The sequence below is a fragment of the Hamadaea sp. NPDC050747 genome (assembly GCF_040654195.1).
Taxonomy (GTDB): domain Bacteria; phylum Actinomycetota; class Actinomycetes; order Mycobacteriales; family Micromonosporaceae; genus Hamadaea.
Genome location: NZ_JBFAHM010000005.1, coordinates 442570 through 457501 on the forward strand (window position 1 = coordinate 442570; position 14932 = coordinate 457501).

General features: G+C 70.8%; 10 protein-coding genes. 6 read left to right on the forward strand and 4 right to left on the reverse strand.

The window, feature by feature from the left end; translation table 11 throughout:
* Window positions 1-150: 150 nt before the first annotated feature.
* Both AB0H43_RS14275 and AB0H43_RS14280 read right to left on the reverse strand, forming a co-directional pair.
* Complete coding sequence (locus AB0H43_RS14275; RefSeq protein ID WP_359999749.1) at window positions 151-1413, reverse strand: MFS transporter; 1263 nt, start codon at window positions 1411-1413, stop codon at window positions 151-153.
* A gap of 1 nt (window position 1414) precedes the next feature.
* A complete protein-coding gene (locus tag AB0H43_RS14280) occupies window positions 1415-1762 on the reverse strand; it encodes a VOC family protein (RefSeq protein ID WP_359999750.1) in 348 nt (115 codons plus the stop codon).
* Between the two features lie 121 nt (window positions 1763-1883).
* Between AB0H43_RS14280 and AB0H43_RS14285 the strand changes: the two genes are divergently transcribed.
* The 3 genes from AB0H43_RS14285 (at window position 1884) to AB0H43_RS14295 (ending at window position 6648) form a co-directional block, all read left to right on the forward strand.
* A complete protein-coding gene (locus AB0H43_RS14285; RefSeq protein WP_359999751.1) occupies window positions 1884-4649 on the forward strand; it encodes a LuxR C-terminal-related transcriptional regulator in 2766 nt (921 codons plus the stop codon).
* 222 nt (window positions 4650-4871) lie between these two features.
* The gene (locus tag AB0H43_RS14290) at window positions 4872-6104 is read left to right on the forward strand and encodes a glycoside hydrolase domain-containing protein (RefSeq protein ID WP_359999752.1); all 1233 of its coding nucleotides are present in this window, start codon (window positions 4872-4874) and stop codon (window positions 6102-6104) included.
* A gap of 109 nt (window positions 6105-6213) precedes the next feature.
* The gene (locus tag AB0H43_RS14295; protein WP_359999753.1) at window positions 6214-6648 is read left to right on the forward strand and encodes a peptidoglycan-binding domain-containing protein; all 435 of its coding nucleotides are present in this window, start codon (window positions 6214-6216) and stop codon (window positions 6646-6648) included.
* Here the strand turns inward: AB0H43_RS14295 and AB0H43_RS14300 are convergent.
* Window positions 6642-7658, reverse strand: a complete 1017-nt coding sequence (locus AB0H43_RS14300; RefSeq protein WP_359999754.1) for a winged helix-turn-helix domain-containing protein — start codon at window positions 7656-7658, stop codon at window positions 6642-6644. The genes AB0H43_RS14295 and AB0H43_RS14300 overlap by 7 nt on opposite strands.
* A gap of 87 nt (window positions 7659-7745) precedes the next feature.
* On the reverse strand, window positions 7746-8282 hold the full coding sequence (locus tag AB0H43_RS14305) for a peptidoglycan-binding domain-containing protein (RefSeq protein WP_359999755.1): 537 nt from the start codon (window positions 8280-8282) through the stop codon (window positions 7746-7748).
* Between the two features lie 243 nt (window positions 8283-8525).
* On the opposite strand from AB0H43_RS14305, the gene AB0H43_RS14310 reads away from it, so the two are divergent.
* Genes AB0H43_RS14310 through AB0H43_RS14320 form a run of 3 tightly spaced genes read left to right on the forward strand, consistent with a single transcriptional unit; the run spans window position 8526 to window position 14928 of the window.
* Window positions 8526-9209, forward strand: a complete 684-nt coding sequence (locus AB0H43_RS14310) for a hypothetical protein (RefSeq protein ID WP_359999756.1) — start codon at window positions 8526-8528, stop codon at window positions 9207-9209.
* A complete protein-coding gene (locus AB0H43_RS14315) occupies window positions 9206-9946 on the forward strand; it encodes a sulfite exporter TauE/SafE family protein (protein WP_359999757.1) in 741 nt (246 codons plus the stop codon). Before AB0H43_RS14310 ends, AB0H43_RS14315 begins: the two co-directional genes overlap by 4 nt.
* Before the next feature lie 11 nt (window positions 9947-9957).
* A complete protein-coding gene (locus tag AB0H43_RS14320; RefSeq protein WP_359999758.1) occupies window positions 9958-14928 on the forward strand; it encodes a carbohydrate-binding protein in 4971 nt (1656 codons plus the stop codon).
* Window positions 14929-14932 lie beyond the last annotated feature (4 nt).

The window sequence follows — 14932 nt, forward strand, 5'->3', positions numbered from 1 at the left end:
GCGTTTGGGCAGGTCAACCGATTCGTCCGGAATGACGGCCAAGGCTTGCCGTAACCGTGACCTTTTCGTTACTTGTCGGTATTTGTCAGAAAATGCCGGGACGCCTACAGGGGTCTGCGGGCGTCCCGGCGACTGTGCGGGAGGCTCGGATCACGCAGCCTCCGCCAGCTCCCGCCGTTGGCCGACGTTGTGCGCGACGGCGAGCACCACCGCGACCGCCACCCCGAACGCGATGGTCAGCACCGCCGAGATCAGCAGCGTCTGGCGGCCGCCGACCGCGCTCACCAGCGGCCCGCCCAGCATGACGCCGAGCGCCGTGGCCGGAATGGTCAACGCGCTGCGCGCGGCCAGTACGCGACTCAACGCCGACGGCGGGCTCAGGCGCTGGAACAACGCGGTGCAGATCGCCGTGAACGGGCCGTAGATCAGCCCGCCGATCGCCATGCCGACCAGGCCGGGCGCGACGCTGTCGGTCAGGCCCAACGGCAGCAGGGCCGCACCCCAGCCGACGATGATGCTGATCACGACGAGCCACAGGGGTTGGTGGCGCAGGAATCCGGCGGCCAGCCCGCCGACCGTGCAGCCGACGCCGAACACCGTCCAGTACAGGCCCAGCAGGCTCGCCGACGCGTGGGCCTCGGTCGCGACGTGGATCGGCAGCGCCACCTCGACCGGCCCGTAGAGGAAGAAGAACACGCAGGTCACCGCGAGCAGGCCGAGCAGCTTCGGCTGGCTGCGCAGCGTACGCCACCCGCCGGCCGGCTCCTCGGTGACGTCGTCCGGCGAGGCGGTGGCGTCGTCCGGCGAGGCGGTGGCCGTGTAGCCGGGCGCGGTCGCCCAGCAGATCGCGGCCAGCACGGCGAAGCTGGCGGCATCGGCGGCGATCACCCAACCAGGGCTGACCGCCGCCAGCAGCAGCCCGCCGAGCGCCGGGCCGACCAGCACCGCCGCCTGTGTGAACGTCGAGACGAGGGCGTTGCCGGTGACCCGGTCCTCCTCCGGCAGCACCTCGGCCACCACCGTGTACGCCCCCGCGTTCCCCCAGGCGTGCAGCAGCGACGACAACGCGAGCAGCCCGACGTAGAGCGCCGGTCCCAGCGCACCGGCGACGGCCAGCGCCGCGATGCCGCCGAGGACGACGGCGCGTAACGACGCGTCGACCGCGACCAGGCGTACGCCGCTGAACCGGCGCACGAACCGGGCGAGCAGGGCGGCGCCCAGGGTCGCCGGCAGGGCGTACGCCGCGACGGCGAGCCCGGTCCAGACGCCGGCCTGGTCGGCCGGAGCGATCTGCACCGCGAGCCACGCCACCGCGACCATGCTCATCCCGTCGCCGAGCGCCGAGACCAGCATGCCCGGAAGAATCCGGCGCAACGCCGGCTGCCGGAGTACCCGGCCGTACGACCCGGCCATGTCAGCGGTCCTGCAACAGGCCGAGGACGTTGCCGTCGGGGTCGGTGACGGTCGCGACGACCCGGCCGCCGCCGACCTCGCGTACGGGGTCGTTGACGGCGCCGCCGGCCGCCACCACCTCGGCGACCTTCGCCTCGATGTCGGCCACCTCCCAGTAGGTCACCGGTGACGTCATACCCTGCGGACCGCCGCCGAGGACCAGCCCGACGTGCTGCCCACCGATGTCGAATCCGACGTAGTAGGAGGAATCGGTCTGCGGCTGGATGCCGAGCAGGGCGGCGTACATCTCCTTCGCCTTGCCGAGGTCGGAGACCGGGTGAAGCACGGTCTTGATCCCCTTGGTGGTCATGATCACTCCTGAACGGTAGTCGTTGCCCTGCAAGAAGCCTCGGCCACGCGGGCGCCGACCACATCCGTGGTCACCACGGGGAGCACCACGTACTCGGCCGCCGATGGGGCACAATGGCCGCGTGACGGCGGTCCAGGCGGGCATTTCCACGCGCGAGGCCGAGGTGCTGGCCCTGCTGGGGGAGCACCTCAGCAACGCGGAGATCGCCGCGCGGTTGTTCATCTCGGTCCGCACCGTCGAGACCCACGTCTCGTCCATGTTGCGCAAGCTCGACGCGCCGGACCGGCGGGCGCTCGCCCAGCTCGCGGCCGAGTGGAGCCGCGCGGCCCGCGGCGGCGACGCCACCCTCGGCCTGCCCGCCCCGGTGACCTCCTTCGTCGGCCGGGCGCAGGAGCGCGCCGCCCTGGCCGCGGCGGTAACGGCCCACCGGCAGGTCAGCGCGGTCGGTCCAGGTGGGGTCGGCAAGACCCGCCTCGCCCTGGCGGTCGCGGCCGACGCCGCCCCGGACTTCCCCGACGGCGTCTGGTTCGTCGACCTCGTCCCCATCACGGACGCCACGATGGTCGGCGCGACCGTCGCCGCGGCGGTCGGCGTGGGCGAGCAGCAGGGCCGCAGCATCGACGACTCCGTGATCTCCGCGCTCGCCGACCGCCGCGCGCTGCTCGTTCTCGACAATTGCGAGCAGGTACGCGACGGAGTGGCGCCCTTCCTCGAACGGTTGCTCGCCGCCTGCCCGAAAGTGACCGTCCTGGCGACCAGTCGCGCCCGGCTGATGGTGCCCTTCGAACGGGTCCACCCCGTTCCGCCGATGTCGCTGACCGGCGACGGCGACTCCGACGCGGTCGCTCTGTTCCTCGATCGCGCCGCCGCCGTCGGCTGGCCGGTCGCCCCGGAGCAGCACGAACAGGTCGCCGAGATCTGCCAAGGGCTGGACGGGGTGGCCCTGGCGATCGAGCTCGCCGCCGCGCGGCTGCCGATGCTCGGCCTCGACGGGCTCACCGACGTGCTCTCCGACCAGCTGCGCCTGCTCACCGGCGGCGCCCGCGCCGACGACCGGCACCGCTCGGTACGCGCGATGCTGGACTGGAGCGTCGCCCTGCTCGACCCGGCCGACCGGACGCTGCTGCACCGGATCGCCGTCTTCGTCGCACCGTTCACTGTGGACGCAGCCGCTCGGGTCGCCGGAGCGACGATGGACGGACTGGCCCGGCTGACCGAGCAGAGTCTGCTGTCGGCGACCCCCGCCCCCGGCGGCATGCGCTACCGAACGCTCGAGACCATCCGCCAGTACGGCACGGAACAGCTGGCCGCGACCGGTGAACTCGACGGCGTACGCGCCGAGCACCTGCGCTGGTGCCTGGCGACCGCGACCGAGCTGGCCCAGGATCCCCAGCCGGGGGCCGGACCGTGGCGGGCACGGTTCGACTACGCCGCCGACGATCTGCGGGCCGCGCTCGGCTGGGCGGCGACGTCGGCGGACCACCGGGCAGAGGCGTACGCCCTCGCCCTCGCCTTGGCGCAGCTGGCGTTCACGCGGACCCTGATCGGTGAGGCGCAGCAGCGCTACGAGCAAGCCGCCGCGCTCGCCGACGACCCGTACGCCGCCGAGGCCGCCCTCCGCCAAGCTGCGGCCGTCGCGGGCTGCCGGATGCGCGGCGACGACATGTATCGGCTCCACCAAGCGGCCGCCGACACCGCCCGAACCGCCGGGGACACCGCTGGAACCGCACGGGACCTGGCGACCGCGGCCGCCACGGTCTACCGGTTCTCCGGCACGTTCGCCGAGCCGCCGCCACCGGGTGCGGCGGCCGCGTTGCTCGCCGAGGCCCGTGACCTGGCCGGCGACGATCCGGCGGCGCTGGCCGCCGTAGCCCTCGCCGAATGCGGCGTCCTCAGCGACACCGGCGACCCCGATCTGCCGGAGGCGCTCAAACGCGCCGAACGCGCCGTCGACCTGGCCCGAGCCGGCGGAGATCCCCTCGCCCACAGCGCGGCTCTCGACGCGCTGGCCGCCGTCCAGTGCTGGGCGGGCGACACCTTCGCCGCCGCCGACTCCGCCCGTCACCGCGTCGGTCTGCTCGCGAAGCTTCCGGCGTCCCCGGCCGTCGCCCTCGAACGCACGAACGCCTTGTCCGAGGCGGCCGAATCCTCCGTCGGCGTCGGCGACCTGGCCGCCGCCCGCAGGTGGGGTGAGCAACTCCGAGATCTGCCGCTGCTTGCCGAACGCGGCGACTTCGCGACCTCGCGACTGCTCGTCGCCGACGCCCTCGCCGGGAACGCGGAAGGCGTACTCGCCGCCTGCGGCCGATTCCTCGACGCCTGGGGACGGTCGGGCGGCCTGCACACGCCGACCCTCGCCACCGCAGCCGCCGCTGTCGCGATGATCCACGGCCTGCGCGGCGACGACACCGCCCGGGCCGAGTGGCTCGGCATTGTGACCGAACTCGACGTCGCCCCGGAGCTGAAAGCCGGCTACAGCGCCGTCTTCGACGCGATCGTGCTGCTCCACGAAGGCCGCGCCGGCGAAGCATTCGCGCTGCTGGCGAGCGAGCCCGAGGAGATGGGCGAGTGGGCCATCTGGGTGTGGCGGCACTGGTATCTCGCCGTACGCGCCGAGGCCGCCGCCCTGTCCGGTCAGCCCGACGCCCGCGACCGGATCGCCGCCGCTCGACCTCTCGTGGCCGGCAACCCGATCGCCGCCGCTCAGCTCGACCGCGCGGAAGCGTTGCTGGACAACGATTCCACCCGTACGCTCGCCGCCGCGGCCGCCTTCGAGACCGCGGGCAGCCGTTACCAGTGGGCGCGAACCCTCGTCCTCGCCGGCGGCACGTACGCCGAGCAGGGCGCGGCCGCTCTGGCCGACCTCGGCCTCACCGCTCCCGCTTAGCTTTCCTTCTGGCGCTGGCCTTCCCCGCGGACGCTGGCCTTCCCAGCGCTGGATCAGGGTTCCGGGTCGAATCTTGAAGCGAGATTCGACCCGGAACCCTGATCCAGCGGGAACCGCAGCGTGTCCCATCGACACAGGCCACTAGCCCCAATCGTCGATGTGTGGTAGGAATCCTTCAATCTTCCGGCCAAGTCTGAGAATTTCCTTCATAGGGAGACGTGTATGAGAAAGGTGATCGCCGCCGGGGCCGTCCTGGCAGCTTTGATCGCACCGTCGGCGGCCGCCCCCGCGACCGCGGCGGTGACCGTGGCGGCCGTCGCGCCACAGCCGGGCACCTACGTGGGCAAGGGTTTCGACACCTGCACCGCGCCCTCGCAGTCGGCGATGAACGCGTGGAAGACCAGCTCGCCGTACGGGGCGGTCGGCATCTACATCAGCGGTTCCAGCCGCTCCTGTTCGCAGCCCAACCTCACCGCGACGTGGGTGTCCAATCAGGTCGCCAAGGGCTGGCGGCTCATCCCCATCGAACTCGACTACCAGGCGCCCTGCGGGACGCGTACGCCGAAGATGTCCAGCGACCCGGCGACCGCCCGTTCGCAGGGCGCGAGCCGGGCGACCAGCGCGGTCAATGCCGCCAAGGCCCTGGGCATCCCGGCCGGCAGCGCCATCTACAACGACATCGAGCAGTACCCGACCAACGCCTCCTGCCGGGCGGCGGTGCTGTCGTACCTGTCCGGCTGGACTCTGCAGCTGCACGCCTTGGGCTACCTGTCCGGCATGTACTCCAGCGGCTCGTCCGGCGTCCTCGACGTCTGCAACGCCTACGACGACCCGCAGTACACCCGGCTGGACCACCTCTGGATCGCCTGGTGGAACGGCGTCGCCAACACCGCCGGCGGCCAGTACTGCCCCGACACCGCGTACCCGAACCACCAGCGCCTGCACCAGTACTCCGGCGACGTCACCGAGACCTGGGGCGGCGTCACGATCAAGATCGACCGCAACTACCTCGACGTCTCCACCGTCGTAACCCAGCCCCCGACCCAGTGGAGCACGATCGTCGACAACACCGACTCCGGCCGGTTCACCGCGAGCTCGAACTGGGGCACGTCGAGCTACTCGACGCAGCGCTACGGCACGGACTACCGGTTCGCCGACCCGGTCGCCGCCAGCGACCCGGCCTGGTACAAGGTGAACATCCCGGAGACCGCCACCTATGAAGTGTCGGTCTGGTACCCGGCCAACTCCGGCTACAACAACGCGACGCCGTACGTCGTGGTCACCACCACCGGCAACCAGTCCGTCGTGGTGAACCAGCAGAGCAGCGGCGGCCAGTGGGTGTCGCTGGGCGTCTTCACCCTCGCCGCCGGCGACGCGGACAAGGTCGGGGTGAGCCGATGGACCACCGGAACCGGCTACGTCATCGCCGACGCGATCCGGGTGACCCGGGTCTGAGCCCGACCGGCCCACGTGGGCGCGGCCACCGAGCCGCGCCCACGTGGCTGTTTTCGGTGCAGGTTAAGGACGTTGCCGCAGGTGAGCCCGGCAACGGAGGCTACGCGTCATGCGTACTCTTCAACGGATGGCGCTCGCCGTCGCGATCGCGGTTCTCGGGACCACCCTGGTGAACGCCTCGCCGGCGGCGGCGCTCCCCATCTGCAACACCTTCAAGGACGTCACCTCGACCGACGGTTCCGGCAAGAAGGTGTGGGTGCCCGCCACCTGGGGCGGAGACGTCAGCTGCACGCTGCACGAGGGCATCCTCGACAACCAGGCCGTCTCCGTCCTGCAGGGCACCCTCAACTACTGCTACGGCATGAACCTCACCGTCGACGGCGACTTCGGCCCGAAGACGGAGTCGGCACTCATGGAGGTCCAGCGCCTGTACGGCCTCGACGACGACGGCTGGTACGGCGTCTACACCCGTGACAAGATCAGCCACGAGCCGTACGACTACCAGGCGATCTGCCGCAAGTACAACGGGCCGGGCGGCTACTGATACCCCGGGGCCGGCCTCGGCGCCGGGGTCGGCCCCTCCAGCAGCGCCAGCCCGGCCGGAGTCTGCGTGTGAATCACGCTGTTGCGGTGCCGGACGCTGGCGACCAGGCCCGCACCCCGCAGAATCGTCAGATGCCGGCTCGCGGCGGGCACCGAGATCCCGAGTCGTCCGGCGATCTCGGAGGTCGTCAGGTTGGCCGCCGACGCCAGGACCCAGGCCCGGGTGGAGCCGAGCAACGCGGCCAGCGGCGCGTGCTGCGCCGCGGCCAGGACGCGAGCCGCGTGATTCAGCGGGTAGACCAGCACCGGCGGCAGGTCGCTGTCGGCCAGCACCATGAGCTGGGTGGCGCGCTTGAAATAGCACGGGATGATGGTGAGCCCGCGACCGTCGAGATGGATGTCCCGGTTGCCGTCCATACCCCAGGATCCGATGTGGAGGACCCCGTCCCGGAAGTACGCACTGGGGTGCAGCCCGCCGAGGAAGGCCCCGATGCCCTCGTCCGCCAGTTGCCGGGCCCGGATCGCCCGGTCCGTGTCGAACGCGGCGGTGATCTCACTCCACCGGGACTCCAGCGCGATCCGCCGGTAGAGCCGTAGCCCGTTCGCCAACCGGCGCAGCGAACCGGCCTCGCCCCGGAGCAGGCCGTCCACCGCGCACTGGTGCCGTCCGGCCACGCTGACCTGGGCGACTTCACTGCGTAGTTGCGTATGGGGAGTGGACAGGATCGCCTCAAGCCCGGCTTCGAACCCGCCGCTGGACTGCGCCGGGGTCAGGAAGTCGGGGAAGTAGCCGACCGGCGGGTTCAGGGCGAACAGCGTACTGAGGTCCTCGCGGAACGCCGGATTGTTCTGCAGGGTCTGGATGACCCCCGTACGCCACGACGCCAGCATCGGCGGCGTGCTGCGCGACTGGACCTGATGCATGCTCAGCGCCAGCTCCCAGAACGGGTCCGGTTGGGTCGCGAGCCGCATCGACGCGAGATCCATGGCGGTGAAATGGATTCGAAGCATCCGGGCATCCTCACGGGCGTCGAGCGGATGTGCAGGATGACACGGGCCGGGCCACCGGGGAACCGGCGGTCCGGCCCGGCCGGCTCGTCAGTACACGTAGCTCGTGTCGGTCCAGGTCGAGACGCCGGGCATCCGGAACCAGGTGACCCGGTCCGACCGGCGCTCGCGGATGTAGAACGTCCGGCCGCTGATGCGGCCCTGGTAGGTGTAGTAGAAGTAGGTCGAGTCCGTCGACGTCCAGTGGTAGCCCCAGACGGTGTTCAGATTCGACGCCTCCCAGGTCTCGCTGCCGACCCAGCCGTCGACGTCGATGTCGGGCGAGTTCGCGGCGTTGTAGAGCTGCTGCCAGTGGATCGTGGCGGCCTCGGTGTTGGGGCCGAACACGCCGTCCGGGTCGTCGTAGCCTTCGTCGGCCCACAGACGCCGTTGCCAGAACAGCACGACGTTGCCCTTGTTGACGCACGACGACTGCGTACACAGGGTCAGCGCGCCGAAGTAGCCGGTGGCCGCGGCGGCCGGCCGCGGCACGACCAGCGTGCCGGTCAGGACCGTGGCGAGCACGAGGGCCAGCCGGGTCACCAGGGCGGCCGCACGCGACCGTGCTGAGCTTTCGGATCGGTTCATGCACATCCCGTTCTCGAAGAGGAACGGACGCGATCCTGCTGGACCGACCGAGGGTGCGACCACGTGATTTCGCCTGGGAGCAAACTCCCAGCGCGATCTGCGTCGAGGCCTCCTGCCGAGCGGCGCTGATCGGCAAACGTTCACCCGCGCGTTCGGTGCTGATCATCAAGCCAAGCGCCGGAGTTCGCGAACCGTCGGCAGAGTGCAGCGCGATCACACCCCTGCCAGCCCGGAGCGCGACCCTTGCACCAACCCAGGCGAGCGATCGCCGCCCTGCTCGCGGCCCTCGCTGTAACCGTTTTCGCGACGCCGAGCCGAGCCGCCGCGCATCCGTTCGGTGATCCGCAGACCGTCGCGATCAGTCTCGACGCCACCCGGCCGGACACAGTCCACATTCGCTGGAAGGCCGGCGGCCTCGACGACCTCACACTGCTCGGCGTCTCGCTCGGGCTGCTGCCGCGTGACCGGGTCATGCTCGACGGCGCGGTCTTCTACCAGGCGTCGGACGCGACAGCGATCGGTCCGTCGCCGCGATTCGCCGAGTACCTGCTCCGGCAGATCAGCGTGGCCGGCGACGGCGAAACCTGCGCCGGGACCGTGCGACCGCCGACCGACCTGGCCAAGTCCGGGGTCACCCTCGACTTCGACTGTCCGGCTGCCATCGGCACGGCCACCGTCGTGGTGCGCACCCTGACCGACCTCAACTCCGCGTACCAGACGCTCGCGACCGGGCCGAACGGCGAGCGCGCCGTCTATGCCGCGGGCAAGGACACCCACGACTGGGTCCTCGGCTCGGCGTCCGCGCACGACACCCGGCGCTCGGCCGCCGCGCAGATCGGCCTGGTCGTCGGCGGCTCGCTGCTCGTCGTGGTCCTGCTTTTCCTCCTGGTACGCCGAAAGCAGCGCACGAAACGGGTCGCCCGGTGACCGCCGCCGACCAGTTGCAGGAGTTCCTGCGGTCGCCGGGAGTGCCGCCGGTGGCCTTCGCGCTCGCATTCGCCGCCGGGGCCGGGCATGCGGTCACTCCCGGGCACGGCAAGAGCCTGGCGGCGGCGTACCTCGTCGGATCGCGGGCGCGCCTGCGGGACGCCGCCTGGCTCGGTGGCTCAGTGGCCGTGATGCACACGGTATCGGTGCTGGTCATCGGACTGGCCTGGACGTTCCTGTCGCTGTCGGACGTCCTGCCGATGCGGCAGCTGACGACCTGGCTGCAGCTGCTCGCCGGAGTGCTGGTCGTCGGCACCGGCATCTGGCTGATCCGGCGGCGGCTGCACCGGCACCACCACGACCACCGGCACCCGCACCCGCACGATCATCCGCATCCACACGAGCACAGCCGGCCGGGCTTGGTCCTGTTGGGCGTGTCCGGCGGACTCACCCCGTCACCGGCCGCCTTCCTGGTGCTCGTGACCGGACTGTTCCTCGGCCGGGCCGGGTTCGCCCTGCTCCTGATCATGGCCTTCGGGCTCGGCATGGCCGTCGTCCTGTTCGGCGTCGGCGCGCTCGCCGTCGCGGGCAGCTCGATCGTGCGCCGCGGCGCGCGTACGCAGTCCCTGCTCCGCCTGGCCACCCGGGTGGCCCCCATTGTGGCCGCCGCCGGCATCACGGTGCTCGGCGTCGGCATCACCGTCCTCGCGGCGATCAATCTCACCACCGTCACCTAAGGAGACGCTTCATGTCGCACCGACTGCGTACGGCCCGGCGGGGACCTCGTGTCCTCCGGGTCGTGCTGGCGGCCGTGCTCGTCGCCGGATTCGGGGCCACCGTCCCCGTCTCCGCCGGCGCGCAGGACGTCGCGGCCGGCACCCCGCCGACCCTCAACCTGCGCGACGGGCAGACCCTGGAAGGCACCGTCAAGCTGAACGCCGGGCCGACGACCGAGAACGACTCGGTCGCCGCGCTGAAGGTCGACGGTGTCACCGTGGACACCGCGAAGACGGCCGGCACCGCGCACCTCGCCTTCGCCATGGGCGGCAACGGAACCGAGGCGCGGTACCACAACTACATCACCGTCAACGGCCGTACCGCGGAGGACGACCGGGTCTACTTCCCGGACATCCCCGGCGGGCGGAGCGCCGCGCTCGACTTTCCCGGCGACTGGCTGCGTACGGGGGTCAACACGATCACCGTCCACGCCGGAGCGAACTGGGTCGACTCCACCAACGCCGCCGCGGTCGGTTACGAAGTCCTCCCGTACGGCGAAGGCGGCCGCTGCCCGAATTACGACGACTTCCCGCTGACCAGTATCGGGCTGAGCCTGATCGGCGTGGTCGCCGACGGGGAGCAGAACGCCTTCAGCTACACCTTCGGCGACGGCACCTGCGGCAGCTCTCCGCATCTGCTCACCCAGGACCTCACCTTCGTCGTCTCCGGCGAGATCGGCAGCACGGCCGGGCTGAGCGCGGACCTCGACACCACCACCCTGGCCAACGGAGAGCACACTGTCACCGCCACGACGGTCTCCGGCGCCAGCACGTCGGTGAAGGTGGCGGTCAACAACGCTCCGGCCGGTGCGGCCGAGGTGACCCCGGCCGACGGCTCCCGCGTACGCGGGACGCAGCCGGTCATCGCCGCCCTGCCGACCGGAACCGACGGAACGGTCTCGTCACTGGAGATCGACGGTTCCGCGGCCGAGAACGCCGAGTCCCTCGCGACCGGGACGGCCGTCCTCGGCCTGACCGTCGAGGCGGGCAACTCGGTCGAGGCGAAGTACCACAACTACCTGCTGGTCAACGGCAACCGGGTCGACCTCGGCGGTGACTACGGCGTGACCGGCGATGAGTTCGTCACGCTGAAGTTCCCGCACCGGTTCCTGCACCTGGGCGACAACGTCATCCAGGTGAAGACCGGCGACTACAACGGCACCCTGAACGGCGCGACCTGCGCCAACCACGACGACTTCAAGCTGACCCGCGGCTCTGCCGCGCTCGCGCTGACCGGCGCGGGCACGGTCACCGCTGGGACGGCGTACATCGTGACGACCGCGACGAACGGCACGGTGACCAAGGCCGAGGCGACGACGGACTCGCTGGCCCTCGGCGACGGCACCTGCGGCGCGAACAAGGAGGCCGAGTTCCACTTCGGCATCACCGGCGCACCGACCACCACCGTCGTCGAGACGCTGGGCGCGGGCAGTGCCCATCTGCGGATGTTCATCGGCGGCAACGGCGCCGACAGCGGCTTCGACAACCAGGTCCTGATCAACGGCATCCCGCTGGCGATGGGCGTCTGGGAGAAGGAGACCGCCGACCTGGCCTTCCCGAACGAGTGGCTGACGCCCGGCGTCAACGTCGTCGAGTTCGTCGCGGGCAGCGACCACGGCAGCGCCAACGGCGGTTGCGACAACTTCGACGACTACACCTTGCGTGACTTCGAGCTGGCTCCGGCCGGTGCGAAGGCGTCCCCGCTGACCCGGCAGGTCGCCGGAACGACCGTGACCATCGGCTCGTCCACCTATCCCACCGGCAGCCCGGTGACCGTCTGGGTCGGCGACGGCTCCTGCCGCAGCAACAACAACTACGTCCTCGACAAGACGATCCTGTTCGAGGTCACCACCGCCACCGGCGGTACGCCCACCGCGCTGGGCCGACGGGCGGACGTCAACACCGCGTCACTCGCCGACGGCGCCCACCAGATCAAGGCAGTGGCCGCCAGCAAGACCGCGACCCGGCAGTTCACTGTGGACAACAGCGCGCCGGAGATCGAGAGCAGCACTCCGGCCGAGGGACAGCGGCTGACCGCGACCGTGGCGCTGACCGTCAAGGTCAAGGATGCCTCCGGCATCGTCGGCGCACCAGTGATCAAGCTCGACGGCGCGGTGGTGGCCGAGGGCACCCAGATCGGCCACGGCCTGCCGGCGGGAGCGCACACGATCGCCGTCACCGCGACGGACACGCTCGGCAACCGGGCCACCCGCGAGATCCACTTCAGCAGCGCCGCCATCCCCGACGTGCCCACGAATCTGACCGCGACCGTCACCGGCGGGAACACCCCGGTGGCGACGCTGACGGCGAAGACGCCGGGAGCCGACGGCACCGCCCTGACGGCCACCTTCACCAAGGCCGACGTCGTCCTGCCCACCGCGGGATACCAGGGCACCGCCTCGGCAGTGCCGACCACTCTCGACGTCGCACACGACGCCACCGTCCACGTGCAGTCGCTCAAGCCGCTCGACGGGCAGAGCATCGACACGCCGTCCGGCCGGGACGTCGTCTTCCAGCGGTACGACCTGGCCGTCGGCAGCGCCGCGGCCCCGGTCCTGCGCTGGGAGGGGACCATCGACCCGGCCCGGGTGGTGGCGCTGCGCGTATGGCAGCCGTCGGCCCAGAAGTGGGTGGTGCTCACCAGCGCCCGGGGCCAGGCCGGCCGGCCGACCGTGCTCGCCGCCCAGCTCGGAGCGGAGTTCCGCGACGGCTCGGCCGTGCACGTCCTGGTCACCGGTGAGGACCCGTTCGCCGACGACCTGTCGCCGCACGACTCGACGGCGCAGAACGACAAAGACAAGTTCGAAGACCCGAGCACGTACGACTTCGCGATCGCGCACTACACCGACACGCAGTACCTGACCGAGGGCGCAGCGGGCGCCACCTACGACGACTTCGACGGCACGACCGAGCCGACCGATCTGGAGACGGCCGAGGAACAGGCGATCTGGCAGGCGGCGTACCGGTCGGAGACGCAGTGGATCGCCGACAACGCGGCCGGCCGCAAGATCGCGTACGTCGCGCACACCGGTGACGTGATCGAGAACGACTACTACGATCCGCTGGCCAGGAAGCCGGACGGCACGCTCCTGCGACCCGGCCTCGACGAGCAGGTCAACCGGGAACTCCAGGTCGCCTCTGGCTTCCAGGGCATCCTGGACAGTAACGGCCTGGTGAACCAGGTCATCGCCGGAAACCACGACAACCAGCTGGGCGCCGAGACCGGGCCAGACTCGCGGTTCAGCAAGACCTTCGGCGCCAACCGGTACTACCAGGTCGCCCAGGGCTGGCCGACCGGCTCCGAGTACCACGCCTGGGACGAGGTGGCCAACCCGGACGGGACGGTCACCCCCGGCCGGGACAACCAGAACAACTACATCCTCTTCTCGGCCGGCGGCCTCGACTTCGTCGCGGTCGGGCTCTCCTACGGCGTGACGCCGCAGGAGGCCAAGTGGGCCGACTCGATCTTCAAGCGGTACTCCGACCGCAACGGGATCCTGCTGTCCCACGACTACCTGCGGCCGTCGACCAACCCCGACGGCCGAGGCGCGGACTTCTCCGCACCAGACGGCTCACCGCTCTACAAGACGGTCGTCGAGGCCAACCCCAACGTCTTCCTGGTCCTCGCCGGGCACGAGCACGGCGTGGGCACGAACCTCAAGACGAAGGTCGGCGTCACCGTCACCCACGACGTCGTCGAACTGCTGGCGGACTACCAGTTCTACACCGTTTCCGCCGGTGAGCTGTGGCCGGACAAGGTCGACGCCGCCGGGAACATCGACGTCAACGGCGACGGTGCCATCGACCACAAGGCGACTGACCGCTTGCAGTTCGGCGCGAGCTTCCTGCGCCTGCTCCAGTTCGACGTCGCGCGGGCCGAGCTGCACATCGACACCTACTCGCCGTTCCTGAACAACTTCGGGGCGACCGAGTACGACATCCGCCAGGACGGCAGCCAGACCAAGCCGCGCTACAACGGCTCGGAGGACAACCTGACCCTGCCGGTCGACCTCACCACCCGCAAGACGTCGTTCTCGACCGACTCCCTGGCGGCGTACGTGCCGTCCGGGACGATCGGGACCGACCAGGTCACCGCGAACGCCACCGCGTCGGTGACGTGGACCGGGCTGGCCCCGGCCACCTCGTACGGCTGGATCGTCACCGCCGAGAGCGCCGACGGCGGTGTCGCGGTCGCTCAGCCGGCCGTGTTCCGTACGCCGAAGGGCCGGCCGACGCTGACCGCCACCACCACTGCGGTGGACTGGGGGACCGCGGCGAAGGTGACGGTCAAGCTGGCCGCCGACGGCGTACCGGTGACGGGCACGGTCGAGCTGCGGGAAGGCGACAAGGTACGCGGTTCGGCGGCGCTGACCGGCGACACCCTGACGTTCCCGCTGCCGGTCGGCCTGTCCGCCGGTACGCACGAGCTGACGGTGTCCTACTCGGGCAACGACCAGCTCGAGTCGGTGCAGACCCCGGTCACGGTGACGGTGAACCTGCCGCCGGCGTGGAACGCGACCACGCTGTACAAGGCGAACGCCAAGGTCTCTTACGACGGTAAGGCGTACCTGGCCGCGTGGAACTCGAAGAACGCCAAGCCGGGCGACCCGAACGGCGCATGGCAGGAACTGGCGATGACCGAGGACGGCGTGAAGGTCTGGACGCCGTCACGCATCTTCACCGCCGGTGACGTCGCGGTCTTCGACGGCAAGACCTACAAGGCGCTGTGGTGGACGCGCAACCAGCAGCCGGGCAGTCCGAACGGGGCGTGGGCCGAGGTGGCCCCGACCCCGCCGGACAACAGCCCGGCCGCCTGGACGCCGACCACCGTCTACACCGCCGGGGACCGGGTCACCTATGAAGGCCACGTCTACGAGGCCCAATGGTGGAACCGCAACCAGGCGCCCGGAGCCGCCAACGGCCCCTGGAAACTGATCAAGTAGGCGT

Coding starts and splice junctions, on each gene's coding strand:
- AB0H43_RS14295 (WP_359999753.1), top strand. CDS start 6,214: ATGCGTACTCTTCAACGGATGGCGCTCGCCGTCGCGATCGCGGTTCTC.
- AB0H43_RS14305 (WP_359999755.1), bottom strand. CDS start 8,282: ATGAACCGATCCGAAAGCTCAGCACGGTCGCGTGCGGCCGCCCTGGTG.
- AB0H43_RS14275 (WP_359999749.1), bottom strand. CDS start 1,413: ATGGCCGGGTCGTACGGCCGGGTACTCCGGCAGCCGGCGTTGCGCCGG.
- AB0H43_RS14280 (WP_359999750.1), bottom strand. CDS start 1,762: ATGACCACCAAGGGGATCAAGACCGTGCTTCACCCGGTCTCCGACCTC.
- AB0H43_RS14320 (WP_359999758.1), top strand. CDS start 9,958: ATGTCGCACCGACTGCGTACGGCCCGGCGGGGACCTCGTGTCCTCCGG.
- AB0H43_RS14300 (WP_359999754.1), bottom strand. CDS start 7,658: ATGCTTCGAATCCATTTCACCGCCATGGATCTCGCGTCGATGCGGCTC.
- AB0H43_RS14290 (WP_359999752.1), top strand. CDS start 4,872: ATGAGAAAGGTGATCGCCGCCGGGGCCGTCCTGGCAGCTTTGATCGCA.